This is a genomic window from Streptomyces sp. CB01201, assembly GCF_002803085.1.
Classification (GTDB): domain Bacteria; phylum Actinomycetota; class Actinomycetes; order Streptomycetales; family Streptomycetaceae; genus Streptomyces; species Streptomyces hundungensis.
This window is the reverse complement of record NZ_NNBJ01000006.1, coordinates 317,827-343,829: the sequence shown is the minus strand read 5'-3', so window position 1 is coordinate 343,829 and position 26,003 is coordinate 317,827. Positions and strand designations below refer to the sequence as shown.

Annotated in this window: 27 protein-coding genes and 2 tRNA genes; 5 read left to right on the top strand and 24 right to left on the bottom strand. The window is 71.9% G+C overall.

Features of this window, described 5'->3' with window-relative positions; genetic code table 11:
* Positions 1 to 60 precede the first annotated feature (60 nt).
* The 3 genes from CG740_RS15740 to CG740_RS15730 all read right to left on the bottom strand — a co-directional run bounded on the left by CG740_RS15740 (position 61) and on the right by CG740_RS15730 (position 2,548).
* Entirely contained in the window at positions 61 to 1,188 is a 1,128-nt protein-coding gene (locus CG740_RS15740) for an amidohydrolase family protein (protein ID WP_234376271.1), read from the bottom strand.
* A 97-nt stretch (positions 1,189 to 1,285) separates the two neighbouring features.
* Complete coding sequence (locus CG740_RS15735; RefSeq protein ID WP_100575747.1) at positions 1,286 to 2,164, bottom strand: DUF2797 domain-containing protein; 879 nt, start codon at positions 2,162 to 2,164, stop codon at positions 1,286 to 1,288.
* A gap of 126 nt (positions 2,165 to 2,290) precedes the next feature.
* Complete coding sequence (locus tag CG740_RS15730; RefSeq protein ID WP_100575746.1) at positions 2,291 to 2,548, bottom strand: hypothetical protein; 258 nt, start codon at positions 2,546 to 2,548, stop codon at positions 2,291 to 2,293.
* A 220-nt stretch (positions 2,549 to 2,768) separates the two neighbouring features.
* Here CG740_RS15730 and CG740_RS15725 point away from each other — a divergent pair, with 220 nt between their 5' ends.
* On the top strand, positions 2,769 to 3,209 hold the full coding sequence (locus CG740_RS15725; protein ID WP_100575745.1) for a VOC family protein: 441 nt from the start codon (positions 2,769 to 2,771) through the stop codon (positions 3,207 to 3,209).
* Positions 3,210 to 3,235: 26 nt separating this feature from the next.
* Here CG740_RS15725 and CG740_RS15720 read toward each other — a convergent pair whose 3' ends face one another.
* From CG740_RS15720 to CG740_RS15710, 3 genes are all read right to left on the bottom strand, one after another.
* Positions 3,236 to 3,877, bottom strand: coding sequence for an SIMPL domain-containing protein (locus CG740_RS15720; RefSeq protein WP_100575744.1), 642 nt, complete (start codon positions 3,875 to 3,877; stop codon positions 3,236 to 3,238).
* A gap of 230 nt (positions 3,878 to 4,107) precedes the next feature.
* Positions 4,108 to 4,180, bottom strand: a tRNA-Arg gene (locus CG740_RS15715).
* A gap of 386 nt (positions 4,181 to 4,566) precedes the next feature.
* Positions 4,567 to 4,660 (bottom strand) — tRNA-Ser (locus CG740_RS15710).
* A gap of 394 nt (positions 4,661 to 5,054) precedes the next feature.
* On the opposite strand from CG740_RS15710, the gene CG740_RS15705 reads away from it, so the two are divergent.
* From CG740_RS15705 to CG740_RS15695, 3 genes are all read left to right on the top strand, one after another.
* Positions 5,055 to 5,492, top strand: coding sequence for an SSI family serine proteinase inhibitor (locus CG740_RS15705; protein ID WP_100575743.1), 438 nt, complete (start codon positions 5,055 to 5,057; stop codon positions 5,490 to 5,492).
* A 162-nt stretch (positions 5,493 to 5,654) separates the two neighbouring features.
* A complete protein-coding gene (locus CG740_RS15700) occupies positions 5,655 to 9,983 on the top strand; it encodes a PAS domain-containing protein (RefSeq protein ID WP_100575742.1) in 4,329 nt (1,442 codons plus the stop codon).
* Positions 9,984 to 10,118: 135 nt separating this feature from the next.
* Positions 10,119 to 10,703, top strand: a complete 585-nt coding sequence (locus tag CG740_RS15695) for an antibiotic biosynthesis monooxygenase (protein ID WP_100575741.1) — start codon at positions 10,119 to 10,121, stop codon at positions 10,701 to 10,703.
* Positions 10,704 to 10,779: 76 nt separating this feature from the next.
* Here the strand turns inward: CG740_RS15695 and CG740_RS15690 are convergent, their stop codons facing one another.
* From CG740_RS15690 to CG740_RS15650, 9 genes are all read right to left on the bottom strand, one after another.
* Positions 10,780 to 12,435: a long-chain fatty acid--CoA ligase gene (locus CG740_RS15690; protein ID WP_100575740.1), complete on the bottom strand. Its 1,656-nt coding sequence runs from the start codon at positions 12,433 to 12,435 to the stop codon at positions 10,780 to 10,782.
* 174 nt (positions 12,436 to 12,609) lie between these two features.
* Positions 12,610 to 13,155 carry a SigE family RNA polymerase sigma factor gene (locus CG740_RS15685; RefSeq protein ID WP_100575739.1) on the bottom strand — a complete coding sequence of 182 codons (546 nt, stop codon included), beginning with the start codon at positions 13,153 to 13,155 and terminating at the stop codon, positions 12,610 to 12,612.
* Between the two features lie 189 nt (positions 13,156 to 13,344).
* Complete coding sequence (locus CG740_RS15680) at positions 13,345 to 14,178, bottom strand: DUF1906 domain-containing protein (RefSeq protein WP_100575813.1); 834 nt, start codon at positions 14,176 to 14,178, stop codon at positions 13,345 to 13,347.
* A gap of 207 nt (positions 14,179 to 14,385) precedes the next feature.
* Entirely contained in the window at positions 14,386 to 15,552 is a 1,167-nt protein-coding gene (locus CG740_RS15675) for a lipid-transfer protein (RefSeq protein WP_100575738.1), read from the bottom strand.
* On the bottom strand, positions 15,549 to 16,001 hold the full coding sequence (locus CG740_RS15670; protein WP_234376284.1) for a MaoC family dehydratase: 453 nt from the start codon (positions 15,999 to 16,001) through the stop codon (positions 15,549 to 15,551). The genes CG740_RS15675 and CG740_RS15670 overlap by 4 nt, the downstream gene beginning before the upstream one ends.
* A gap of 137 nt (positions 16,002 to 16,138) precedes the next feature.
* On the bottom strand, positions 16,139 to 17,224 hold the full coding sequence (locus CG740_RS15665; protein WP_100575736.1) for an acyl-CoA dehydrogenase family protein: 1,086 nt from the start codon (positions 17,222 to 17,224) through the stop codon (positions 16,139 to 16,141).
* Positions 17,224 to 18,207: a bifunctional MaoC family dehydratase N-terminal/OB-fold nucleic acid binding domain-containing protein gene (locus CG740_RS15660; RefSeq protein WP_100575735.1), complete on the bottom strand. Its 984-nt coding sequence runs from the start codon at positions 18,205 to 18,207 to the stop codon at positions 17,224 to 17,226. Before CG740_RS15660 ends, CG740_RS15665 begins: the two co-directional genes overlap by 1 nt.
* On the bottom strand, positions 18,204 to 19,367 hold the full coding sequence (locus CG740_RS15655; RefSeq protein ID WP_100575734.1) for an acyl-CoA dehydrogenase family protein: 1,164 nt from the start codon (positions 19,365 to 19,367) through the stop codon (positions 18,204 to 18,206). The genes CG740_RS15660 and CG740_RS15655 overlap by 4 nt, the downstream gene beginning before the upstream one ends.
* A 407-nt stretch (positions 19,368 to 19,774) precedes the next feature.
* Positions 19,775 to 20,086 (bottom strand): hypothetical protein, encoded by a 312-nt coding sequence (locus tag CG740_RS15650; RefSeq protein ID WP_100575733.1) that lies wholly within the window; start codon positions 20,084 to 20,086, stop codon positions 19,775 to 19,777.
* Positions 20,087 to 20,625: 539 nt separating this feature from the next.
* On the opposite strand from CG740_RS15650, the gene CG740_RS15645 reads away from it, so the two are divergent.
* Positions 20,626 to 21,579, top strand: coding sequence for a bifunctional DNA primase/polymerase (locus CG740_RS15645; protein WP_100575732.1), 954 nt, complete (start codon positions 20,626 to 20,628; stop codon positions 21,577 to 21,579).
* Between the two features lie 198 nt (positions 21,580 to 21,777).
* Here the strand turns inward: CG740_RS15645 and CG740_RS15640 are convergent, their stop codons facing one another.
* The 9 genes from CG740_RS15640 to CG740_RS15605 form a co-directional block, all read right to left on the bottom strand.
* Positions 21,778 to 22,956 (bottom strand): tyrosine-type recombinase/integrase, encoded by a 1,179-nt coding sequence (locus CG740_RS15640; RefSeq protein WP_100575731.1) that lies wholly within the window; start codon positions 22,954 to 22,956, stop codon positions 21,778 to 21,780.
* A complete protein-coding gene (locus tag CG740_RS15635; RefSeq protein WP_199846459.1) occupies positions 22,956 to 23,180 on the bottom strand; it encodes an excisionase family DNA-binding protein in 225 nt (74 codons plus the stop codon). Before CG740_RS15635 ends, CG740_RS15640 begins: the two co-directional genes overlap by 1 nt.
* Positions 23,180 to 24,571: a replication initiator protein RepSA gene (gene repSA / locus CG740_RS15630; RefSeq protein WP_100575730.1), complete on the bottom strand. Its 1,392-nt coding sequence runs from the start codon at positions 24,569 to 24,571 to the stop codon at positions 23,180 to 23,182. The genes CG740_RS15635 and repSA overlap by 1 nt, the downstream gene beginning before the upstream one ends.
* Before the next feature lie 2 nt (positions 24,572 to 24,573).
* A complete protein-coding gene (locus CG740_RS15625; RefSeq protein ID WP_100575811.1) occupies positions 24,574 to 24,768 on the bottom strand; it encodes a hypothetical protein in 195 nt (64 codons plus the stop codon).
* A 5-nt stretch (positions 24,769 to 24,773) separates the two neighbouring features.
* Positions 24,774 to 24,962, bottom strand: coding sequence for a hypothetical protein (locus CG740_RS15620; protein ID WP_100575729.1), 189 nt, complete (start codon positions 24,960 to 24,962; stop codon positions 24,774 to 24,776).
* 94 nt (positions 24,963 to 25,056) lie between these two features.
* Positions 25,057 to 25,284 (bottom strand): hypothetical protein, encoded by a 228-nt coding sequence (locus tag CG740_RS15615; RefSeq protein ID WP_100575728.1) that lies wholly within the window; start codon positions 25,282 to 25,284, stop codon positions 25,057 to 25,059.
* A gap of 11 nt (positions 25,285 to 25,295) precedes the next feature.
* A complete protein-coding gene (locus tag CG740_RS15610; RefSeq protein WP_100575727.1) occupies positions 25,296 to 25,604 on the bottom strand; it encodes a hypothetical protein in 309 nt (102 codons plus the stop codon).
* Between the two features lie 23 nt (positions 25,605 to 25,627).
* Positions 25,628 to 25,786 carry a hypothetical protein gene (locus tag CG740_RS40350; RefSeq protein ID WP_199846458.1) on the bottom strand — a complete coding sequence of 53 codons (159 nt, stop codon included), beginning with the start codon at positions 25,784 to 25,786 and terminating at the stop codon, positions 25,628 to 25,630.
* Between the two features lie 13 nt (positions 25,787 to 25,799).
* The gene (locus CG740_RS15605; protein WP_100575726.1) at positions 25,800 to 25,988 is read right to left on the bottom strand and encodes a mobile element transfer protein; all 189 of its coding nucleotides are present in this window, start codon (positions 25,986 to 25,988) and stop codon (positions 25,800 to 25,802) included.
* Positions 25,989 to 26,003 lie beyond the last annotated feature (15 nt).

The window sequence follows — 26,003 nt, the reverse complement described above, 5'->3', positions numbered from 1 at the left end:
TGAGGGGGCCGTGAGAACCTCCTTGCCCGTTCCTGTGATTTCCCTGAGAAAGTGGGCGGCTCAGCCCGCTGCCCGGCCGGGCAGCGGGGGGCGGAGCGGCAGCCCGAAGAGGCGGGCGGCGTTGTCGTGGCAGACGGCCCGCAGCCACTCGTCGCCGAGACCGAGCCGCTCCAGGGCCTCCAGCTGATGGAGATAGGGGTACGGGATGTTGGGGAAGTCGGAGCCGAGGAGCACCCGGTCCCCGAGATCCCGCAGCCGGCCGAGCTCCCGCACCGGGAACGGCGCGGAACGCTCGCTGAAGTCGGTGAACGCCATCGTCGTGTCCAGCCTGACCTCCCCGTACGCCTCGGCGAGGCCGAGGAAGTCGGCGTACTCCGGCATCCCCAGGTGCGCGACGACCAGCCGCAGCCGGGGGTGGCGGGCGAGCACCCGCCCGACCGGCCCCGGCCCGGTGTGCTTCCCGGGCGCGGGCCCGGATCCGCAGTGGATGACGACGGGCGCACCGGCCTCGGCGAGCAGCCCCCAGACCGGGTCGAGCAACGCATCACCCGGGTCGTAACCGCCCACCTGTACATGGGACTTGAAGACCCGGGCGCCGGCGTCGAGCGCGTCCCGTACATATCCGGCCGCTCCCGGCTCGGGAAAGAACGTGGAGGTGTGCAGACAGCCGGGCGTCCGGCCGGCGAACCCGACGCTCCACCCGTTGAGCCACTCCGCCATCCCCGCCTTGTGCGGGTAGATCATCGAGGTGAACGCGCGCACCCCGAACTCCTCCCTGAGCAGCCGCACCCGCTCGGCCTCGTCCTCCCGGTAGGTGATGGGCCACTCGACCCCGCCCACCAGCTCCCCGGCGGAGTCGAAGTACTGCCACACCTTGTTCAGGACCCGCTCGGGCATGAAGTGCGTGTGGACGTCGACGAGCCCGGGGAGCCCGAGCCGCCCCCAGAACGCCCGAACCCCGGCCCCGCCGTCGCCCTCGCCGCCGCCGTTGCGGCCGTCGTTGCGGCCGTGGCCGTCGCCCTTGCGGCCGTGGCGGTGGTTGCCGGCGTCGCTCGTGCCGCCTTCGTCAGTACGGCCGTGGCCGATGCCGTCGGCACCATGGCTGCCGCTGCCGCTGCCGTAGCTGCCGCCGTTGGAGCCGTCGCTGCCGCCGCCGGTCACCCGCGCCGCCCCTGCCGTCCCCAGCACGCCTGCCGCCCCACGTGATCGCTCATGCCCCTCACCCTCGGCGGAGCGCCCCGCCCTGTCCACCCCCTCGGCCGCCAGCCCGTCAGCCCGTCAGCCCTCAGAACAGCGAACCCTGCTCACCCTCCTCCCTGGGCACTTCCCGCACGGGCACGGTGAAGCCGCCGGGATCACCCGGACCGAGCGCGGTGAGCCCCCATCCGCTCATGAGCCGCGTATCCAGCACGAGGACGCCCCACCCGTCCCCCGCGTCCAGATGGAGATCGGGACCGGCGGCCGCGAGCAGCCGCCCGCTGACGACCCCCTGGTCCACGAGCTCGGCGACCACTCCGCGAGCGTCCGGCAGCCCACCGAGCCCGAACTCGTCCTGATGGTCGACCACTTGACCCTCGACCCGCTCCAACGACTCGGGCCAGCCGGGCAGCGCGACGGCCCGCGCATACAGCCCCGCCACTTCGGCCGCCCGCTCCTCGACCCCGGGAAGCCGGGCCCGTACCGCCCGCTTCTCGGCGTACGGAATCCGATCCGGCACCCCGAGGGCCGCCCTCAGCAGCTCCTCGCAGCGCCGGGCCGCCATCAGCGGCCCGCGCCCGAGCCAGCAGAACGCCACCGCCCCTTGTTCGAGCAGCCGGGCGGACCCGCGCTCCTCCGCGGTGATCCCGACCTTGAGCAGCCCGCTCCCGAACCAGGCGAGGTAGACCCGATAGGTGCGCGGATCATCGAGATACGTATCGGCGGCGACGGAATGCGCCCGATCGAGCCGAGCGCACTCGGCACAGCGCGCCTGCGTACCGCGCCCCGGCACCTGCGCGCCCACCGGGCAGGGATTGCCCCGGGCGCCCACGCAGCTCCGCGCCCCCACGGCCCGGAACGCCACGACCCGCCCGTACTCCAGCCCACTGCTACGCCCCTCCTCCCACCGAAGCCGCGCCCCGCCCTCGCCCCAGCGAACCCCCACACAACGCCACAACCCAGCCACGCTTCGAAGCTACTCCCCACCACTGACAACGCCGGGCCCACGCCCATCGCCCCGAACCGGGGAAGACCCGCTCAGCGCCACCGGCTCGGCGCCACCGGCTCGGCGCCACCGGTCAGCGCCACCGGCTCAGCCCTTCCCGCGACGCCCCCAGTACCGCCCTCCCTTCCATCCCCACTTCCGCTCGACGAACGCGGATAGCCGCGCCGAGCCCACGCTGACCGCCAGCACCAACACGGCGAACACGGTCGAATCGGCCCACGAGTGCTTCAGCAACAGGTGCGACGCCACGACGGCCAGCCCGCTGCTCACCACCACGCCGGCCAACACCAGCGCCCGCCGCGCTCTCCGCCGCCGCAGCAGCAGCCGCAGCCGGGTAATGGACATCGCGCCACTCGTTCGCCGTCCCTGCCTCATGCCCGGCCGGGTACCACCAACGGGCACATTGATGTCGACGAGGACGGTCGTCGGAGTGCGGCGGCCAGCAGATGTCGAGAAGCCGCCACCGGCTCCGTCCCAGGAACATCAGCGGCCACCAAAGGCCGCCCGTACAGGAACCCGTACAGGAACCCGTACAACGAAACCCGCACCAGAAGGAGAAACCACCATGGCGATTCAGCGGATGGACAACGTGGGCATCGTCGTCGAGGACATGGACGCCGCGATCGCGTTCTTCGGCGAGCTGGGCATGGAACTGGAGGGCAGGACCGAGGTCCAGGGCCTGGTCGCCGACCAGTGCACCGGGCTCGACGGCGTCCACTGCGACATCGCGATGCTCCGGACCCCGGACGGCCACAGCCGGCTCGAACTGTCGCGGTACCGCACCCCCGCGGTGATCAGCACCGGCCCGCGGGACCGGCCGCACAACGTCCTGGGCACGCACCGCGTCATGTTCGCCGTGGACGACCTGGAGGACACCGTCGCCCGCCTGCGCCCGCACGGCGCCGAACTCGTCGGTGGGATCGCCCGCTTCGAGGACAGCTATCTGCTCTGCTACCTCCGCGGCCCGGCCGGCATCATCGTCGGCCTGGCCGAGCAACTGAACTAGCGCCCTCGGAGGGAAGCCGGCAGACCTCAGTCGGGCAGCAGGCTGAAACCGAGCAGCACGGCGGCCTCGACGCGCACCTCACCAGGAGCGAAGACGCCGTTGGATTCGGGATCGCCTCCGATGCGACTTCCATGGCTGCGCAGCCCGACCGATTCCGGATCGACGTCCTGAATGTGCACTACGGGGCCGAGCCGCACACCACAGGCATCCGCGTAGACCTCGGCCTTGCGCCGGGCGGCCGCGACTGCCCTGCGGCGGGCCTCGTCCCGGAGCGCAGGCTTGTCGAGTACGTCGAATTTCAGCTCGTCGACTCGATTCGCACCGGCTCGGACGGCGTCCTCTATCAGAGATTCGAGCCGGTCAAGGATCCCGGTCTGCACGACGTACGTCGCCTCGCAGCGATAGCCGAGGAACGTCCGCTCCGCGCCGTAGCCCTTGAACTCCGACCGCAGGGCCAGACGCGATCCGGACACGTCGGAGTCGGGTATGCCATGCTCACGCAGCACGGTCCGCAGCCTGACAACCGCTGCTCCCGCTTGTTCAAAGGCTTCCCCGGGCGTAGGTGCCAGAAGGTCGACCGCAAGCATCGTCTGGGCGATCCGGGGCTCCGCCGACACGTTCCCCGTACCGAGCACGCTGAGCCCCCAGGGCTCCTTGATCTCTGTCATCCGAGGATCGAATCAGCAACGCCCCACCGCGGCAACAGGCTTGAACATCGCCGTGGCGCAAAGCATCCCGGGTTCCCATCCCTACGCACTACATGAGTTGACGCACCCGCCCCGGTGCGACGGCCAGATGCCGCCCAAGACAATCCGGCGTCAGCCGGTGGTCGCACCGCGCTGCCGTAAGACCCAACGCAAGAGGCCCCGGACGCGATGTCCGGGGCCTCTTCGTTATGTGCACTCGGCAGGATTCGAACCTGCAACCTTCTGATCCGTAGTCAGATGCTCTATCCGTTAAGCTACGAGTGCTTGTGCTTCCGGGGTTTTTTCTGCCCCGTCGGCGTTGCGAGAACAACATTACATGACCTGCGCCGTGACGCGAAATCCATTAGCCATACCGGCCCTGACCTGCGGAAATGTCTCTGCGTGAGCGAACCGGGGGCAGTGCGGCCGGCGCACGGGTGGGCCGAATGAGGGTCCGAACGGGGCTCGAACAGGGCCGGGGCGGGGCCGCGGGGCGGGCGGGGCGCGGCCCGGGCGACGGGGACACGCGACGACGGGAACGCGCGAGGCGAGTGAAGGCCGCGCGGGCGGGGGAGACACTCGGCCCGGATGAGGGCGAGGGCGAGGCGGCCGGCGGACGCGGGCGGGAACGGCCGAAGCCCCGGCCGTGGGGCCGGGGCTTCGGGTGATGCTGGCGGAGGCGGAGGGATTTGAACCCTCGATGGGCTTTAAGACCCAAACCGCATTAGCAGTGCGGCGCCATAGACCGGACTAGGCGACGCCTCCAGCACACCGTCGCGTGTGCGAGTGGTGCGTGCAGATGATGACACAGCCTTGCGGGCCGTCACCAATCGGCCCCCACGGTACTAGGCAGGTGGGCGCCAGAGCAAAGCCGTTTGTGCGGCGCAACGCCGGGCGTTGACGCGCGTTAGACCCGTTAGACCTCGGAAGCCTCCGTAAGCCAGCGGAAGCCCGCGGAAGTCCTCGGAAGTCCCCGGAAGCCTGCGTGGCCCTGGGATGCCACTCGGGACCATTCGGGGGCTCCACGGGCGGCTCCCCGGGAGGGGCCGACCGAAAGGCCTCCGACCACAGTCCGTCCGAACACCACCCGTCCACACAGCCCGCTCGAACACAGCCCCCGCCCGAACAGCCCGTCCGAACGCCTGGAGACACGAGACTCATGCTGCGCCGCTTCGCCGTCACCGCCGCCGCCTCCCTCACCGCGCTCGCCGCCGCGCCCACCGCCCTGGCCGGCCCCCTGCCCGTCCCGCTGCCGCTGCTCGGCGGCGGGCAGACCGAGGACCGGCTCACCGTCACCGTCGAGGACGTCCCCGGCGTCGAGGGGACGTACACCCTGGAATGCCACCCGGCGGGCGGCAGCCACCCGCGTGCGCAGCAGGCCTGCGACAAGCTGGACTCGGTGACGACCTGGGGCAAGGACCCCTTCGCGCCGGTGCCCAAGGACCGGATGTGCACGTTCATCTACGGCGGTGCCGCCACCGCGCACATCACCGGCAGCTGGGCCGGGCGGCCCGTCGACGCGACGTACAGCCGTGCCAATGGCTGCGAAATCTCACGCTGGGACAACCTGGTCCCGGTGCTGCCGAGCGGCAGGTAGGGCGCCCTGTCCGCGCTCCCTCCGCCCTTCATTCGTACGGCGTAGTCACACAACCTTGGTGAGAGCTCCCCCTCATCCGCCGTCCCTCGCACATCGCCAGCCTTTAGACTCCCTCCCAGTGACAGGCCGCAAGGTGCAGTGGTTCAGGGAGGAAGCGTCGTCGTGAGCAGCAGGCCATCCCGAGGCGCTGCTCGCCTCGCAGCCATACTTGACGCCCTTCCGGACGGGCTCCTGCTCGTCAACTGCAACGGCACGGTGGTCAACGCCAACACCGTGGCGCTGGGGATGCTGGAGGCGCCGGGTACGGCCCTGGTGGGGCGGGGAGTTCTCGATCTGCTGCCCACCTTCGACTCCAAGCTCATCCCCGGCTCCATGCGCCGGCCCGAGAGCGAGGACGAGCAGGGCCGCACCAAGCCGACCCGGATGATCGCGCGCCGCACCGACGGCACCGAGTTCCCGGTCGAGGTGACCAGCGCCAACCTGGAGGACGGCCGGGACGCGTACGCCTCCTACGGAAGCGGCGGCGGACCCGGCTCGTACTCGGGCGACGAACTCCTCATGCTGGTCGTACGGGACCTTTCGGGCACCGTCGACACCGAGGCGGAGCTGGCCCGTTCGCAGCGCCAGACCGAGATGATCCTGCGCGCGGCGGCCGAGGGCGTGGTCGGCACCGACACCGACGGGCGGGTCGTCCTGGTCAACCCGGCGGCCGCGCAGATCCTCGGCTACCGGGCCAGCGACCTCGGCGGCCGCGAGCTGCACCCGCTGGTGCTGCACTCGCGCGAGGACGGCGAGCCGTTCCCGTACGAGGGCAGCCCGCTGGCGGACACCCTCAAGTCCGGGCGCAAGCACCGGGTGCGCGGGCAGGTCATCTGGACGAAGTCCGGCGCCATGGTGCCGGTCGACCTGACCACCGCGCCGGTGCGCGACGGCGATCTGCTCGTCGGCGCCGTGATGACGTTCACCGACCGCCGCCCCTACGAGGAGCAGGCCGCCAAGCACGCCGAGGTCCTGGAGCGCGAGACCAAGCGCTACGACGCGCTCGCCGCCCGGCACCAGCAACTGCTCTCGGTGCTCGCCGGTTCGCTGCGCGGGCCGATCGACGAGCTGCGCCAGGAACTCTCGGCGCTCGCCGCCGACGACGCGGGCCAGCTGTGGCCCGAGGCCAACCAGGTCCTGCACCACCTCGCCGCCGGCTACTCCCGCATCACCACGCTCGTCGACAACGTCCTCGGCTACCAGCGGCTCGACGCGGGCAGCGAGGAGCTCAAGAAGGCCAAGGTGCTCGTCGATTCGGTCGTCGGCGCCGGTGTCGAGGGCGCCGTCGAGCTGATCGGGCCCGGGCGCGCCCAGTTCGCCGTGCACGCCCCGCCCATCGAGGCCGAGGTCGACGCCCCGCGCCTGGCGACCGCCCTCGCCCACCTCATCGCGGACGTGGCCGGGGTGGACGCCACGGGCAAGGCGCCGGTCGGCGCCGGTGGCTACATGGACTCCACCGTCGTCGTGGCGGCGGCGGTGCGCGGCGAGGTCGTACGCATCGAGGTGCGCGGGCCGTACTCGGGCGGCGACCCGGTCCACGGGCCCATCGTGCGCGGCATCGTGAAGGCGCACGGCGGTGTGCTGCAAACCGTCGCCGTGCCGGGCATGAGCGGCTCGGCGTACGTACTCGAAGTGCCGCTCGGCGCGGGCGCCGGGACGGTCGAGGCGCCCGCGGCCCCGCAGCCCGACGAGGCGCTGCTGCCCGCCCAGCAGGACGGCGGCGGCCGCAGGCGCGGGCGCCGGGCGTCCATGGACGCGTTCCTGGAGAGCCCGGTCAGCGAGGAGAAGTCCCCGACGGGACGGCGGCGGGCGCGCGTTGACACGTCGTCCGGGGTGGGGGCCGTGTCGGGTTCCGCTGCCGGGGCGGCTGTCGGCACCGCGGCCGGGACCGCTGCCGGGACCGCTGCCGGGACCGGGGGAGGCGCTTCCGGCGCCGATGCCCGTTCGGGCTCGGGCTCGGGCTCGGGATCGGGCTCGGGATCGGGTGACGGAGAGGCCGACGGCGGCCCGGACGGTGATCGAGCCCGGATTCCGGCCCAGCAGAACGCCGGCGGCCCCGAGCCCGCCGAGGGCGGGATCGCGGGTTCCGGGCCTTCCGGATCCGGGCGGCGCCGCGGCCGTCCCAGCCCTGCCGAGCAGGCCGCGGAGGGATCGGGCGGACCCGGGGGACCCGGGGCGCCGGCTGCGCTCGCGGGGTCCGGCGGATCCGTGGGGTCCGTCGTCACCGGGGCGGAAAGCGCCCGCGAGTCGTCCGGCATGGGCCGGGCCGCGCGGGGTGAGACCGTTCCGCCGCAGGGCGTACCCACCGAGACGACCGGACGCCGGGCCCGTCGGGCACTGCCCGCGCCATCGGGTGCCGACGCGTCGGCCACCTCGGTGCCGGCCGGGAACGCCGCAGCGCACCCGGCCGCGAACACCGCCGAGCCGACCGGGCGCCGCGCCCGGCGCGCCCTGGGGTCCGCCCCGGGCGGCGGCAACGCCGGGGGCGGCGCCGCGAGCGGCCAGGAAGGCCCGGTGCGGACCGCGTTCGCTCTGCCACCCGCCGAGGCCGACCGCGCGCCGCATCCGGTACCGCCGACCCCGGGCGGAGTCGAAGCCGCAGGGACGGCCTCCGCGCCTCCGCGGCCTTCGGCTCAGGCCAGCCCAACGGGCGCCGTCCACACAGGTGTTGAGCCGATGGGTGCTCGCCCCGGGGGCGGGGAACACGTAGGTGCTGGGCAGCACGTAGGTGCTGGGCACACAGGTGCTGGGCACATGGCCGCCGGCCACACCGCCCCCGGCACCATGGGGGCTGGGCCCATGGGTGCTGGCCCCATGAGCGCTGGCCCCATGGGCGCGGACAACACCGCCGCAGGCGCTTCCACGGCTGCGGGCAACACCGCCGCAGGCACCCCAGGCGCCACCCCCGTGGGCGCCGGCAGCACCGGCACGGGCGCCCCAGGTGCCGGCCCCATGGGCGTCGCCGACCCCATGGTCGGTCCCGCAGGAACTGAGCCCGCCCCTCCCGGCCAGCCGAGCAGCGGTTCCGCCGGCCCCGACTCCCTTGCCGCAGGCGGCCGTACGGGCGCCCACGCCGTCGGCCCCGGCACCGTGAATCCGGCCCCCGACAGCCCGGCGAACCCGGGGAACCCAGCGAATCCGGCGAATCCGGCGAGCGGCCCGGCTCGGGGGAACCCCGCACCCAGCGACCCGCTGGCCGATCACACCCCGCCCAAGGCGCACCCCGCCGAGCAGCCCGAGTGGGCGGCCCGCGCGGTTCCGGCGCCGGGTGCCCCCGGCCCCGTACCGCCGCCGCAGCAGCAGAACCAGAACCCGCCGCAGGCCGCCCCCAAGCCCGCCCGTCAGCCGTTGCCCGCCGAGACGCCGCCCGGTGGCATCCCGGCCGCCGGTGACACCCAGGGCCGGGCGTTCAGCGTGCGGGCGCTCGGGCAGGGCGTGCCGCTCAGCCAGACGCAGGCGCAGATGGCTCAGGCCCAGGCCACTGGCGGCTCGCTCGGGTCCGGGCGGCGGCGCAAGCTCGGTACGCCGCCGGAGGGCGTGGAGCGGCCCGCCGAGCCTGCCGCCCGGCCGCACCCCGTACTCCCCTCGCCCCCCTCGGAGGGCCAGGGCCGCGCCTATGCGATCGGCGCGCCCGACGAGGGCGCCGAGGGGCCCGAGCCGCTGGACGGCCCCGGCGGCGCCGTGGAGGTGGCCAACCGGCCGCAGCCGCAGCCCGTCGACGACGAGCTGCCCCCCGAGCCGCTCGACAACCCGCGCCGGCTCCTCGTGTGGCCCGCGCCCGACGTCTCCACCCAGCAGGCGCTGAGCGAACGCGGCTACCGGCCCGTGGTCGTGCACTCCCGCGAGGAGGTCGACGCGCAGATCGCCGCGTTCCCCGCCGCGCTCTTCGTCGACCCGCTGACCGGTCCGATCACCCGTACCGCGCTCCAGTCGCTGCGCCAGGCGGCGGTCGCGGCCGAGGTTCCCGTCCTGGTGACGGCGGGGCTCGGGCAGGCCACGCGGGAGGCGGCGTACGGCGCCGACCCGGCCGTCCTGCTCAAGGCCCTCGCCCCGCGCGACAGCGAGCAGCACCCGTCGCGCGTGCTGCTGATCGAGGAGCACGAGGAGATCGCGCTCGCGCTCACCGCGACCCTGGAGCGGCGCGGCATGCAGGTCGCCCGCGCGGCCACCGACTCCGAGGCGGTCACCCTGGCCGCCCAGATGCGGCCGAACCTGGTCGTGATGGACCTCATGCAGGTACGCCGCCGGCGGGCCGGGATCGTCGACTGGCTGCGCGCGAACGGGCAGTTGAACCACACCCCGCTGGTCGTCTACACCTCGGCCGGCATCAACCAGGCGGAGCTGCCGAAGCTCACGTCCGGCGAGACGGTCCTGTTCCTGGCGGAACGGTCCACCAGCGGCGAGGTACAGGGCCGCATTGTGGATCTCCTGGCGAAAATCGGCACCAACTAGGCGATTCCAGGAGGCAGTTGGCGGGACGGTCGGTCGGGGCGCCCCGACGGATCGCGTGACCAGGTGACGGCGTGCGCGACGGCGTGCGTAGGCTGACGCGGCGCGCGACACCGTACGAACCGCAAGGAGAGGCCCGTGGCCCCCACGAGCTCCGCCACCCGTCAGGAACACGCCACCGTCCCCGCCGACAACGGTGAGGTCACCCTGTTGATCGCCCGGCAGGTCGAGGAGGGGTACGAGGAGTCGTTCGAGGAGTGGGCGCGCGACATCCTGGCTGCCGCGGCCGGCTTCCCCGGGCACCTCGGGCACGGGTTCTTCCGGCCGGCGGCGCCCGGGGCACCCTGGTTCCTGGTCCATCGCTTCCGGGACTCGGCCGCCCTGGAACGCTGGCAGGGCTCCACCGAGCGCGCCGTGTTCTTCGCGAACTGCACGGGCCATCACCACACCGAGATCGCGCGGCGCGAACTGACCGGCATGGAGACCTGGTTCGCCAAGCCCGGCGAGACCCGGCCCGCGCCGCCCCGATGGAAGATGGCGATCAGCTCGGGCCTCGCCATCTTCCCGATCTCCCTCCTGGGCAACGCGGCGCTCGGCCCCTATGTGGCGGGCCTGCCGCTGGTGCCGCGCACAGCCGTGTTCACGGTGCTGTTCAGCGTGCTCATGACGTATGTGGCGATGCCGAACATGAGCCGCCTGCTGCGCCGCTGGCTGCACGGCTAGCGGCAGCGCGGGCCGGCCCCCTGGGACTCCGGGAGCAGGCCGGGCGCCGCGGCCGGCGCAGCTACGCCGGCTCCGGCTAGCGCAGCTCCGTCACGTCCAGCTCGCCGTCCGCGTACTGCCTGCGGATGACCTTCTTGTCGAACTTGCCGACGCTCGTCTTCGGCACGGCCTCGATCAGCGCCCAGCGTTCCGGGAGCTGCCACTTGGCGATCTTCTCGGCGAGGAAGGCCTTCAGGGCGGCGTAGTCGGCGGTGGCTCCCGGCTTCAACACCACGGTGGCGAGCGGACGTTCGCCCCATTTGTCGTCCGGGACGGCGACGACGGCCGCCTCGACGACCTCGGGGTGCGCCATCAGCGCGTTCTCCAGCTCCTGGCTGGAGATCCATTCGCCGCCGGACTTGATGACGTCCTTGGCCCGGTCGGTCAGCGTCAGATAGCCGTCCGCGCTGATGACGCCGACGTCACCGGTGCGCAGCCAGCCGTCCGGGCTGAACTTGTCCGCCGGGCGGAAGTCGTCGCCGCCCGCGCCGCCGAAGTAGGCACCCGCGATCCACGGGCCCCGCACCTCCAGCTCGCCCGCCGACTCCCCGTCCCAGGGCAGGAACGCGCCGCCCGGGCCGGCGAGCCGCGCCTCGACTCCGGCGGGGAAGCGGCCCTGCGTGATGCGGTACGGCCACTCCTCCTCGGCGGTGAGTCCCGCGGGCGGGTTGGACATGGTGCCGAGCGGCGAGGTCTCCGTCATGCCCCAGGCGTGACAGAGCCGCACGCCGATCTTGTCGTAGGCCTCCATCAGCGAGGGCGGACAGGCCGCGCCGCCGATCGTGACCCGGCGCATCGAGGTGAGGTCGCGGGGGCGGGCGGTGACCTCGGCGAGCAGGCCCTGCCAGATGGTGGGGACGGCCGCCGCGTGCGTCGGCTTCTCGCGCTCGATCATGTCGGCGAGCGGCGCGGGCTGAAGGAAGCGGTCGGGCATGAGCATGCTGACGCCGGCCATGAACGTGGCGTGCGGCAGGCCCCAGGCGTTCACATGGAACTGCGGCACCACGACCAGTGTCGTGTCCTGGTCGGTGAGCCCCATCGACTCGGCCATGTTGACCTGCATCGAGTGCAGGTAGATCGAACGGTGCGAGTAGACGACGCCCTTCGGGTCGCCCGTGGTGCCGGAGGTGTAACACATCGCGGCGGCCTGGCGTTCGTCGAGCCGCGGCCAGTCGTAGGTGGTGGGCCGCCCGGCGAGGAGTTCCTCGTACTCGTGCACCTGAGGGCCCGCGCCGTCGATGTCCTCCAGGACGGACCGGTCGCCGGGGCCCGACACGACGAGGTGTTCCAGCGTCGGCAGATGGGGGAGCAGCGGCGCCAACAGGGGCAGCAGCGAACCGTTGACGATCACCACGCGGTCGGCGGCGTGGTTGACGATCCAGATCAACTGCTCGGCCGGCAGGCGGAGGTTGAGCGTGTGCAGCACGGCGCCCATGGACGGGATCGCCAGATACGCCTCGACGTGTTCGGCGTTGTTCCACATCAAGGTGCCGGCCGCCTGGCCGTCCTCGACACCGAGCTCACGCAGGGCGTGGGCCAGCTGGGCGGCCCGGACGCCGATCTCGGCGAAGCTGCGGCGGTGCGGCTCGGCCTCGCCGGTCCAGGTGGTGACCTGGGACTTGCCGTGGATCGTCGACCCGTGGGTCAGGATCCGCGAGATCAGCAGCGGTACGTCCTGCATGGTGCTCAGCACGGCGTCCTCCCGGTGAGCGCTGCGGTGCGCTCTCTGGCGACAATGGTCTGCCGATTCTGCTCACGTACCGCGCGGTATGTCACTACCCGGGAGTAGTTTCAGCCGTGCATCCGCGAAGTTACCTGCGGATACCCGCTCCGGGACGCCGTCCGTCACCCGGCCGGTCACCGCCCGTCACCGTATGGGCTCCAGCTCCGGGTCCTCGCGGAGCTTGCCGAGCGCGCGGGAGACCGCACTCTTGACCGTGCCGACCGAGACGCCGAGCACCTCGGCGGTCTGGGCCTCGCTCAGGTCCTCGTAATACCTGAGGACGACCATGGCCCGCTGGCGGTCGGGGAGCTTCATGACCGCCCGCCACATCGCGTCGTGCAGCACCTGCTGGTCCGCCGGGTCGGGACCCGGCACGACCTCCGGCTCGGGCAGCTCGTCGCAGACGAACTCGTCGACCTTGCGCTTGCGCCACTGCGAGGTGCGGGTGTTGAGCAGCGCGCGGCGCACATAGCCGTCGAGCGCCCGGTGGTCCTCGATCCGGTCCCAGGCGACATACGTCTTGGTCAGGGCCGTCTGCAACAGGTCCTCGGCATCGCTCGCGTTGGCGGTCAGCGAGCGCGCGGTGCGCAGCAGCACGGGGCCCCTGGCGCGGACGTACGACGAGAACGACGCGTACGCGTGGTAGGGCGTCGCCACTCGGGAGGCGCTGGTGCAGACGGGCGTTGTCATGTCTCCACGCTATGAGCGCGCGGAGCCCCGGGGATCGGCCCCAGGTCCCGAAGCGATGTCCGCCTCAGGTTGTACGGGTGGGGGTGGCCACACCTCCTGAAGGTGGAGACGCATCCCCGGCCCTCAGGGTTCAGCCCCCACCCCGCCGACCGGTCCCGGCCCCCGGACCGGTCCCGGCACCGGTCCGGCTCAGCCAATACGCGCGACCGGTGCGTCGACCTGGTTGCGGTCCACCATCAGACGGTAGCCGCCGTGCGTCTCGGTGACGTCCCCCGCGTACTGGTGGATGCGCCGGTGCTGCCAGGCGTCCCTGTGCAGCGCGGCCTCCTGGTACAGCGCGGGCCCGGTGTGCCAGCGGGCGAACCAGATCGCCGCCGGAAGGTCGCTCTTCCCCGCCACCCGGGCCTGCTCGATCTGCCGCACCCCGGACTCGGCGCTGCTGTAGAACCCGGGCACGTAACCGCGCGCCCGCACCTCCTTGTTCCAGGCCCGCACGAAGTCGAGCGTGGTCCTGGCGCAGGAGGCGTTGCCCGCGTTGTACGCCTCCAGGTCGAGGTAGAGGGCGCTGCCGTCCAGGATGCCGAGGGCCCGGGCGTGCTGTACCGCCTCCCCCGCCTCGGACCTGCCCTGCTGCGCGGGCCGGCTGCCGATCCGCACGCCCTTCTTGTTCGCGGCGTACACGCAGGGCGACTGCGAGCCGACGAACACCGGAAGCACCTGCCAGCCCATCCGGTGTACCTGGCTCACCCAGCTCTTGGTCAGGTTCTTCTGATTCAGGCAGTGCCGGCCGCGCCCCGCGTAGTAGACGCCGACGCCGCGGTACGACGACGAACTCCGCCAGGCCCGCATCGCGGCCAGCGAGGGGGCGTTGCAGGTGTCGAAGGCCGTGCCCTGGAAGTTCCCCTCGGACACCGCCTCCCGCTCGTCCCACCGCTCGTCCGCGGCGGCGGACGGGGCAAGCAGGGTGGCGAGGGCGATCAGGGCGGTTGCCGAGGAAGCGATGGCGATCTTGAGTCGGCGCATGGCCCGAGTGAACGGCCGCCCGGCCCGGCCGGCCACCGCTCGGCCCGGCCCCTCGGCCGTACGTGTGGAAGATCAGCCGTCCGACCCAGCGCCGTGCCGCCGGACGGTCGGGTGCCGCCGCCACGCTGACGGTCTCTCAGGATGCCCGTGCCCAGAATGCAGTGACGGGGCCTCAGCCAACCCACTCGGCCTTGCGCGTCCGCGTCCTCAGTCGTCCCTCCCCAGGATGAGACCCGATGTGGGTACCCCCGTGCCGGCCGTCACCAGGACATGCGCGGCGTCCGACCGCTGGTTCACCGATGTGCCCCGGAGCTGGCGCACCGCCTCCGCTATGCCGTTCATCCCGTGCAGATACGCCTCCCCCAGCTGTCCCCCGTGGGTGTTCAGCGGCACCCCGTCCGCCGCCACGAAGCCGGCCGCCTCGCCCGGTCCGCAGAAGCCGAACTCCTCCAGCTGCATCAGCACGAACGGCGTGAAGTGGTCGTACAGGATCGCCACGTCGATCTCGGCCGGCGTCAGCCCCGACGTCCGCCACAGCTGGCGCGCGACGACCCCCATCTCCGGCAGGGACGCCAGCTCGTCCCGGTAGAAGCTGGTCATCGCCTCCTGCCGGCGCCCCGCTCCCTGTGCGGCCGCGGTGATCACGGCGGGGTGCTGCCGCAGGTCCCTGGCCCGTTCGACGGTGGTGACCACGATCGCCTGGCCGCCGTCGGTCTCCTGGCAGCAGTCCAGGAGCCGCAGCGGCTCGACGATCCAGCGCGATGCCGCGTGGTCGGCCAGGGTTATCGGCTTGCCGTGGAAATAGGCCGCCGGATTGTTCGCGGCATGACGGCGTCCGGTGACGGCGACATGGCCGAACGCCTCGGGTGTCAGCTGGTAGGTGTGCAGATAGCGCTGGGCGGCCATGGCGACCCAGGACGCGGGCGTGAGCAGACCGAACGGCAGCGACCACCCGAGCGCCGCCCCCTCCGCGGAGGGCTCGCGATGCTGCACCCCGGAGCCGAAGCGACGGCCCGAGCGCTCGTTGAACGCCCGGTAGCAGACCACCACTTCGGCCACTCCGGTGGCGACCGCGAGCGCGGCCTGCTGCACGGTGGCACAGGCCGCGCCGCCCCCGTAGTGGACGCGCGAGAAGAAGGACAGCTCGCCCATTCCGGTCGTCTGCGCGACCGTGATCTCCGGGTTGGTGTCCATGGTGAACGTGACCAGTCCGTCCACGTCCGCGGGCGTGAGCCCCGCGTCGTCCAGAGCCGCGTGCACCGCCTCGACCGCCAGCTTCAGCTCGCTGCGCCCCGAGTCCTTGGAGAACTCCGTCGCTCCGATCCCGACGACCGCCGCCCGCCCTCCGAGCGCGTCCGCCCCGCGCACGCTCATGACTCCGCCCCCGCGGCTTCCGACGGTCCGGGGACTTCCGCCCGTGCCGCCCCCGGGCGCTCGAACGGGCCGGGTACGGCCACCTTTACCGTGCCCGTCACATGGTTGCCGAGCCCGTTGGTCCCGGTCACCCGGACCTCGGCGACCTCCCCCTCCACGGCGGCCACCGTGCCGGTCAACGTCATGGTGTCACCTGGGTAGTTGGGGGCGCCGAGGCGTATCCTCACCGACCGCAGCCGGGCCGACGGGCCGAAGTGGTCGGTGATGTACCGCCCGACGAGACCGTTGGTGGTCAGAATGTTCATGAAGACGTCCGGCGATCCCTTCTCCCGCGCGAGCACCGCGTCGTGATGCACGTCCTGGTAGTCGCGGGAGGCCACCGCACCGGCCACGATCAGTGTCCGCGTGATCGGGATCTCCAACGGCGCCAACTCGTCTCCGGCCCGCACACCCCCACCCCCGTCCTCCCGCTGGGCCCCCACGTCCTCCACGCCCTCCCCGGCCTTCCCTGTCTTCACGGCCTTCCCTGCCTCCCCGGCCTTCCCTGCCTTCACGGCCTTCCCGGCCTTCACGGCCTTCATCGCGCTCACGCCCGCGCCCCCCTCGACACTCCGACACCGTCCACGCGGTCGGAACTCGCGCTCGACGCACGCTCGGCGACTATCAACTCACCCAGTTCTGCCAGGACTTCGGCACCGCATCCCAGATAGGCGTCCAACTGGCGGCCCCAGAGGAAATGCCGGTGCACGGGGTGCTCCACGTCCGCGCCCAGTCCGCCGTGCAGATGCTGGCCCGCGTGCACGACCCGGGCGCCCGCCTCGGACGCCCACCAGGCCGCCGTCAGCGCGTGCGTCCCGTACCGCAGCCCTTCGTCCCGCCGCCAGGCCGCCTCGTAGGTGGTGACCCGTATCGCCTCGGTGTCCATGTACGCGTCGGCGGCTCGCAGCAGTACGCCCTGGTTGGTGGAGAGCGGGCGCCCGAACTGCTCCCTCGTCGTGGTGTGGTGGACCGCTCGCGCCAGCGAGCCCGCGCACACCCCGGCCTGGAGCCCCCCGAACGCCGTCCGGGCCGTGGCCAGCACGTCCTCGTACGCCTCCATGCCGCCGACCCGCTCGGCAGGGGCACGGTGGAGCGTGAGCCGGCCGGCCGACCAGGGCGCGGTCGTCTCCAGCGGCTCGGCCCGCGCGTCGGCGACCCGCACCAGCCACAGAGCGTGTTCCGCGTCCGGGACCAGGACGTGCGTCGCGTCCCGCAGCCACGGCACGACCGGCACGACGCCGCTCAACTCCCCTTCATCCAAGGCCCGTACGGCGCTCCCGCGGGCCGGGAACGCCCCGGTCACCACGGCGCTGCCGTCGCGCAGGGCCGGAAGCAGCCGGTCCCGTTGCCTGGCCGTGCCGTGGGCGGTGAGCGCGAGGACTCCGTACACACAGCTTGCCGCGAAGGGGACCTGGGCGGTGGTCCTGCCCTGCTCCTCCAGGGCGAGGACCAGGCCGAGCAGCCCGACCTCCTCGACGGCCGCCACGAGGCCGGCCCCGCACAGCGCCTTCCACAGCTCGGCGTCCGTCCCCGTGCCGGCCGCGGCGAGCCGCTCGTGCGTCGAGAGGTCGCCGAAGATCCGCGCGGCGAGTTCCTGGACGGCCGACTGCTCCTCGGTGGGCGTGAAGTCCATCAGGCCACCTCCGCCCGGAAGACGGGAAGCTCCAACTCGGCGTCCATCCGCAGGAATTCGAGATGCACGGCCATCCCTATGCGCACCTCGTCCGGTGCCACCCCGACCACGTTGCTGACGATCCGGACGCCCTCCGCGAGCTCGATCAGGCCCACCGCGTAGGGCGGGTCGAAGGCGGGGAAGGGCGGGTGGTGCATCACGACGTAGGAGTAGACGGTGCCCCGGCCGCTCGCCTCGAACGTGTCCCAGCGCGCCGAGCCGCAGGCGTGGCACCCCGGCAGCCAGGGGAAGCGCGGCTCCGCGCAGTCGCCGCAGCGCTGGACGAGCAGGCGGTGCTCGGCGACCCCGGCCCAGAATCCGGCGTTGTCCCGGTTGACGACGGGCCGGGGGCGCAGCGCACGGGCAGGCCCCTGGTCCGGGCGCGCGCCGGCCCGCTGCCCCCGCGCAGCCGATCCGGCACTACGGGAACTGCCTTGTGCGGGGGCGTACTTGAGGATCCGGAAACGGTGCGTTCCGGCGAGTTCGCCGTTCGCGTGGACGTCCATGCGCGTGGTGACGAAGTGCCCGGTCCCCAGCTTGGTGGTCTTGCGCTCCGACACCGTCTCGATCACGGCGTCATAGGTCACGCGATCGCCCGGCCGCAGGTCACGGACGTACTCCTGCTCGCAGTCCGTCGCCACCACCGAGGTGAATCCGGCCCCGTCGAGCAGCTCGAAGAGCTCGTCGTAGCCGGAGGCCCGGCCCGTTCCGTCGCCGTGTCCGGACAGGCCGCCCATCGTCCACGCCTGGAGCATCGTCGGCGGCGCGATCGCGTCCGGCCCCGTGTACGCGGGATGGGTGTCGCCCATCGCCTCGCACCAGTGCCGGATCATCGGCTCGTTGACGAGGTCCTTGCCGACCCCTGCCGTCGCCGCCGGCTGCCCCTCGAATTTCTTCAACCGGCCAAGAAAATCAAGCTCGTTGGAACCACCCACCCCACTCACCTCTTCCCCCGCTTCATCCCGAGCCGCATCGTCGCGACGATCTCCCGCTGCACCTCGCTCACCCCGCCCCCGAACGTGTTGATCTGTGCCGCCCGGTTCATCCGCTCCAGCTCCCCGTCCCCGAAGGCGCCGGGCGAACCGCCCCGGATCAGGGCCGCGTCCCCCACGATCTCCTGACACATTCGATACGTTTCGACCGCGGACTCCGTTCCCGCGAACTTCACGCCGGCGGCGTCTCCCGGCGCCAGAATTCCGGCCCCCACATCCCCCACCAAACGCCAGCTGAGCAGGCGGTTCACCGCCAGCCGGGCATGGGTGGCGGCCAGTTTGGCCTTCACCCATTGGTGGTCAACGGGACGTTCGGAAGTCACCGGATCGGGCGTCCACGCGTACGAGAGCGCCGCCTCGTAGAAATCCTCGGCCTGCATGCCGATCGCGGCGAGCGCGACCCGCTCGTGGTTGAGCTGGTTGGTGATCAGGCCCCAGCCCGCGTTCTCCTCGCCGACCAGGTTTCCCAGCGGCACCCGGATGCCGTCGTAGTACGTCGCCGTGGTGGTCAGGCCACCGACCGTCTCGATCGGGGTCCAGGAGAACCCGGGCGCTCCAGCGGGCACCAGGATGATCGAAATGCCCTTGTGCTTGGGCGCGTCGGGATCGGTGCGGCAGGCCAGCCAGATCCAGTCGGCGTTCTGGGCGTTGGAGGTGAAGACCTTCTGCCCGTCGACGGCCCAGGAGTCCCCCTCCCGTACGGCCCTGGTGCGCAGCGAGGCGAGGTCGGTGCCGGCCTCCGGTTCGCTGTAGCCGATCGCGAAGACGAGGTCTCCGCTCAGGATCCGGGGCAGGAAGTACGCCTTCTGCTCGGCGCTTCCGTATTTCATGAGGGTCGGGCCGACCGTGTTCAGGGTGACCATCGAGACGGGCGCGCCGGCCCGGTAGGCCTCGTCGAAGAAGACGAACTGCTCGTCGGGGCCGCGGCCCTGACCGCCGTACTCGACGGGCCAGCCGAGCCCGAGCAGCCCGTCGGCACCGATCCGGCGCAGCAGCGCCCGCTGCGCCTCCGGATCGGCTCCGGACGGCGGGCCGTCGGGCATCAAGTCGGCGAAGTAGGTGCGCAGTTCGGCGCGCAGCCGCTGCTGACGCTCGGTCGGGGCGAGGTGCACGACGGCGGCCTTCCGTGCGTACGGGCACGTGCACGGGCGGGCACATGCGTACGGACACATCGGCGGGGCCGGGCGCGTCCCACGTCCCGGGCCCGCCGATCAGGTTTCTGACTGTCCGTCAGATACGGCCCTGCTGTCAATGCCTTCGGCCGTGGACCACGGGTCCCGGTCCCGGCCGCGGCTGCGGCCGCGCGTGCGGGTGAGCGGGCGTGCGGCGAGCGGGCGAGCGGGCGAGCGAGTGAGCGAGTGAGCGAGTGAGCGGGCGAGCGGGTGGCCACGCCAACGATTCGGTCGCGCACGCCGGCGACCGGGTCGCGCACGCCAACGGCCCGGGCGACCGCGCCGAAGCGCTGTCACCCGGGCCGCCGATCACCCTAAGAACGGACCCCTTCCACCGGGGAGGCGGATCACCACAGGCGGGTGAAGTTCACGGCGACGTTCCCGTTGCCCTGGTTGATCGAGGTGAAGGCGGACCCGTTCACCTGGGCGGTGTTGCTCTGGTTGGTGGCGCCGGAGCCCACGGCCTGCTGCTGGGTGGTGGACGAGTTCCCGCGGTTGTCGTGGCCGACCCCGCTGCCGCTGACGGTCGCCACCGCGGCGTTCGATCCGTGGCCCGCGATGGAGCCGTTGTCGGCCGTGGCGACACCCGAGAAGAGGGCGGCGGCCAGGGGCAGCGCGGCAACGGTGGCCAGGACGCGGGCGGTACGGATGTGTGCCATGTCAATTCCTCCAGGAACCAGAAGTGCGGGTAGTTCGGCTCGTTCAGTCCGTATCCGCAGGAAGCAAGTACGGCCTTCTCCAAGGCAGTTGGCCGACCGCCCCGGACGCTGTGACGACGTCGCGAGATCAGAGTTGCCCACCGAATCCCCGGCGAACCAGTCATTGAGGAACCTTTCGCCCGCAAGCGTGAGGACATGTCGATAAACCCTCAATGCGCCCCCAAACCGTCGACAGGGGTCCGATTTCCGCGATGGAGCCGGGCCTCCGCAAGGGCAGAACCGTTTCGGCTTGGATTCGGCCAACTTTGGCCGCCATCCGCTGCCCACCCGGGGGACACCAAGACGGCAGCGGGGCGCCACCCGCCCGTAACCGGTCTGTCGTCCGGCGCCGATGGGGTCGAGGAGGGGGCGGGGACGAGCCCCGAGGGCGCGGGCCGGGCCGTGCGCCTCGGCGGAAACCGGCCCCTGCCCGCGCCGGGGCGCGACCGTCGCCCCTGAAAGGGATTCCCTTTCTCGAACATTCGTACGAACATGGAGTCATGGCCACCATCGACCGGCAGGCCGCCACTCTGGCCCTCGCCCACGCCCTGTCCGCCGCCGAGCGCGGCCTGCCCGTCATCCCGTTGTCCCGCACCAAGCTCCCGGCGCTGCCCTCGCCGCACCGGGGCGAGCCCGAGCCCGCGCCGTGCCGGGGCGAGTGCGGACTGGTGGGCCACGGGGTGCACGACGCCACCACCGACCCGGCCGCGGTGCGCGCGCTGTTCAGGGCCGCGCCCTGGGCCACCGGGTACGGCATCGCCTGCGGCCGGCCGCCGCACCACCTCATAGGGATCGACCTCGACACCAAGCCGCCGCAGGCCGATGCCACGGCGGCCCTCCAACACCTGGCGCTGCGGCACCTGTTCACCATCCCCGAGACCGTGGTCGTGATCACGCCGAGCGGGGGTCGCCACATCTGGCTGACCGGGCCGCCGGGCACGGTCGTGCCGAACTCCGCGAGCCGGCTCGCCCCCGGCATCGACATCCGGGGCGCGGGCGGCTATCTGGTCGGCCCCGGTTCGCTGAGCAGCCGGGGCGTCTACCGGCTCGCCCCGGGCACCGCCCACCTCGGCCCGGCCCGCTGCCCCCGCACTCTGCTCGACCTGCTCACCCCGCCCGCCCGGCCCCACCACGCCCATCGGCACGGGGCCCACCAGGGGTCCGGGGCCCACCGGGGATCCGGGGCCCACCAGGGGGCCGGGGACCTTCAGGGATCCGGGGCCCACCAGAGGTCCGGCGACCTTCAGGGGCAGGGCCTGATCCAGTTCGTACTGGCCGCCCACGAGGGTCAGCGCAACACCCGGCTGTTCTGGGCGGCGTGCCGGGCGTACGAGAACGGCATCGGCGAGGAGCTGACCGGAGCCCTCACCTCCGCCGCGATCACCACCGGCCTCACCGAACGCGAGGCCCTCGCGACGATCGCCTCCGCGGCCCGGATGAGCGCGGCGCGGTGAGGGGAGCGGGCCGTGGGGTTGCAGCGTGACGCCTGCCTCATGCGAAGGGCGTGACCCTGAACCAGGATCACGCCCTTTGACCAGCATCGACGCTGGGTCGCTGCGGTGGGTGTGGGATTTGAACCCACGGTGACATCGCTGCCACGACGGTTTTCAAGACCTTTCGCCGATCACGGGCGATGAGGTCTCCGCCGCAGGTCAGACAGGCACGAGAGCCCCGGAGGAGCCGTCGTCATCGTCGTCGTGCCCGCTACGTGCCCCTTGCCCATGATCGTGCCCGCTGAACCAGGCGTCGGAGGCTGCGGCCACCTGATCGTCCCGTCCGGCAACGGGCCGGGCGTAGTGGCGTGTGGTGACGCTTGCGTTCGAGTGGCCCAGGCGATGGGCGGCCGTCATCACACCGTACTTGTCGGCGACCCAAGTCCCGTGCGAGGCCCGGAGATCATGCGGAGTCACATCCCTCAGCCCGGCCGCAAGCACCGCCGGATCGAAGTACGCCTTGCGCCACTGGTTGTAGCGAAGGGGCTTACCGGCAGGCGTGGTGAACAGCAGGGCATCATCCCCGCCGGGCAGCGTGGCGAGGTGGGCAGTCAGCCGCTTCACGAGTGACGGGCCGATGCGCAACAGCCGCTTCTGATGCGTCTTCGGGGTGTCGAAGACGAGCTTGCCGTTGGCTTCGGCGAGATTCTCGTCAACGAGGACGAAGCCGCCCGCAGCGTCGATGTCCACGCGTCGCAGGGCAAAGGCCTCACCGACACGCAGCCCAGCGTAGGCGAGAAGCGCGATCAGGAGATCATGCGGCTTGTCGGCACTGCGCACGACCCTCGAAGCCTCAAGCGGGGTCAGGATGTGCGGCTCGGTTTGCGGCATCCGGGGCAGCCGTACGCCACGGCAAGGCGTCTGCGCGATCATGTCGTTCTCGACCGCCGATCGCATGACCTGGGACAGCACCCGGTACGCCTGCCGGATACGTGACGCACTGAGGCCCTTGGCGTTCATGCTCGCGACCCATTCCGTGATGGCGATCGGCCGCAGGCTCGACAACTCACGATCTCCCAACGTGGGGTTGATCAGCGAGTTGATCAGGGATCGGTAGGACGCTTGCGTCTTGTGCTTGAGCTGCGGCGAGACAGCAGCAAGCCATCGAGCCGACCAGTCCCGCACGGTCGTCTGCCCCTCCACCGGGTCCAGCCATCGGCCGTCCTCGATCTCAATGCGCTTCTTGGAAAGCCACCGATCAGCATCTGTCGTCGTGGCGAACGTCCGGTCCGCAGGTCGAAGCACACCATCGGGACCCGGGTACCGAGCCTGATAGCGGCCAGAGGGCAGCTTGCGGACCCTGCCGAAGTTCCGTCGCGACTTGCGCTTCCCCGCCATCAGGCAGCCCTCCCGAAGCGCGTCGACCGCAGGACGACCGGTTCGATGGTGTTGGCCGCCACGAACGCTTCAACCGCACGCTCAGGGATACGGACGTGGCGACCGACCTTCACGAACGTGATGCGGCGTTCTTCGATCAGGCGGCGCGGGAATCGTTCGCCACTCTCCTCCCAGGTGTTCAGCAGCTCAGCCACTTGCCGCACGGTGAGAAGTCGATCCACCATCACCACTCCCCCTCAAGGCTCGTCGCGTCGGCGATCTCTTCGCGTGCGGTCTCTCGGTTCTGTGTGATGTCGCGGTGGATGTTGGCGGCGAGCCAGGATTCACCGGGGGTGTGGCCGTGTCCGGCGTAGGTCCAGTGGGCGAGGGTGAGGGTGGTGGTCTCCGGGTGGTCGTCGGGGTCGGGGAGGCCGAGGGAGGCGCGTTGTTGGGCTGCGCGGTAGTCGGCGCGGACCTGGCGGAGGGCGCCGAGGGTGGTCGAGTAGCGGCGGGACTTGGTGGAGAAGTGGCCCCGGAAGCCGAGCATGTGGGCCCAGTCGCGGAGTTTCCGATCCGGGTAGGCGTCGTCCAGGTCCATGCAGGCCTCAATCAGCCGCCGGGGATGATCGGCCACGCCGAGCAGCACGAGGGCTTCTTTGTTGCCGACGCGGCGGTCGACGGTGCCGGTGGTCTCGGCGGCTTTGGTGGCGTACTTGGCGACGTAGGAGGCCACGGCCTGTTCGGTGATCTCGGAGCCGTCGCCGAACGCTTTGATCGGCTGGACGTCGATCCGGTCGCCCCATCCCAAAGCCCGTGCGGGGTGGTCGCCGGAGGCGGGCAGGTCGACGCGGACGCGTGCGGCGGCGGCATGGATAGCGTCCGTGAGTAGGGCGACGGTGGCCCAGTGCGGGGGCGGGGTGTCGGGTCCTTCGGGTCCGTCGAAGCGGATCACGGCGTGAAAGTGGATGGCACCGCGCTTTTGGTATTCGGCGACCTTGCCGAAGGACAGCCGGGACTGTTCCCGGGCTTCCTTCTGAGTTCGGCCGGCGCGAGCGGCGATCTCACGGCGGAGGTAGATCGTGAAGTAGCGCCACAGGTCGGAGGCGTGGTTGTTCCACAGCACGGCCCCGGCGTAGTCGTAGTTCTCCGGGTCGAGCGGGGTGCCCAACTCGGGTGCGTCGTCCGGGTGGTGGGTGCCGCAGCAGCAGGGGCGGGTGCCGGGCCGGTTGTGGACGGGGCCGAAGCTGGGTGCGGTGAGGGTGGCGAAGACGCGGGGGTGTTCGCGGATGGTGTGCGGGGTGCCCTTGTCGGGGTCGCCGACGAGTCCGGCGCGGATCAGGTGGTAGGTGTCCCCGGCGTAGGTCCAGGCGCAGGCGGGGCAGCGGGAGGCGCGGCGGTTGCCGCACGCGATGCGCAGGCGTCCACCGGGCTCGGTGTCGGTCGAGTAGGCGTGGAGGATCCGGCCGGTGGTCTTGTCGCGGGTGACGGTGGCGCCCTGGAGGTGGATGGGGTCGGAGCAGCCGCCGGTACGGCGGATCTGGTCTTGGATGCGGTCGAAGCCCGGGGACCCGGCGACCCTCAGCACGTCGGCGAGGGTGGCCGGGTCCAGGCCCGCCATGGTGGCGGTGTCGGTCATGGTCAGCGCCCCGTCCGCTGGTGGGCGGGCCCGTGGCTGGCGGTGTAGCCGTCGACGAGCGCTTTGACCTGAGCGTCGCCCGTGGCGGTCGCGGAGGCCCCGCACTGACAGACCACGGACGCGGTGGCGGGGGCGGAGGGTGACGGCTTACTGACGTGCAGGCCGGGACGCTCGGAGGTGGGAGCCAGATCGCTCATCACGGTCACCGCCCCGTCCGGGCGAGCGTGGCGGCCGGGGTGGTGTGGCCGATGCCTTTGCAGGTGGGGCAGTTGGCCGGGATCGTCGTACGGGAGCCGTCGGGGTTGCGGGTGCCGGTGGTGATCGTGACGGTGGCGAAGCCGTCGCAGTGTCGGCAGACGGGCCGATTTTGGGCAGGGGTGTGCTGGGGCATGATGGGACTTGCCTTTCGGGTCCGTTGGATCTGGAGGGTGGGAAGGCGCCCGGAGCGGCGGAAGTTTGGCGACCGAGGCCGCTCCGGGGGCCGGTTAGCGGCGGCGGTTGCGGCGCGAGTAGGCGGGCGGAACCGCGTCGTAGGCGTTCATGCCGTCCGCGAACGACGACAGGTCCTTGTCGCTGGTGTTGATCTCGCGGCGGATCTTGTTCATGGTCTTGCGGTCACCGTGGCGACGCGCGTTGGCGTACTCACGGCCCAGCTCGGCCATGGCCGGGTCGGCGGCGGTGTCGCCGGTCTGCTTGCGGTTGAACAGGCCCATGACGAGTCCTTTCAGCGGTTGTGGTTCATGAGGGAACGAACGACGACCGCGCACACGGCGACAGAGGCCCCGGTGATGGCGACCGCCAGGAGCATGGAGACCAGGACCGTGCCGACGATCAGCACCAGGGCCGTGCCGCCGCCGATCAGGGCGAGGGTGCTGCCGGGCGTCAGGTGGATTGCCGGACGCGTCGGCGATGTCGGGGCCGGTGCGGATACCGGGGCGTGGTGCTGGACCGAGACCGAGTCGGTCGGGGCCGGGCGGGTGGCGTTACGCAGTGCGGTGATGGTGTCGGAGACCGGGTACTTGGGCGTGAACATCGGAAACTCCCTTCGGTTCGGGTCTACTTGTGGAGGGCGGTGTTGATCACGGGGGACAGGAAGCTGTCGGCGAGGAGGTAGCCGCCGAGGAGGACCACGGCCACGAGCCACCAGGGCGGGCGGACGAGCTTGATGCCGAGCCAGCCGACGACTGCCAGGGCGAGCCAGAGCGGAACGTTCATGACGGAACCCCTTCTAGGCCGAGCAGCGGTGGGTGCGGGCGGCGAGTTCGGCGGCCGAGCGGTTGGCGTACTCCGCCGAGAAGTCGCAGCGCGGGGCGGTGCAGGCGGCCGTGTGACGCTCGCGGCCCCGGGAGTCGAAGAAGGTGGCGACGGTGACCGGGCCGATGCGCTGGACGTTGCGGAAGCGCCGGTAGGCAGACATGACAGGTCGTCCTTT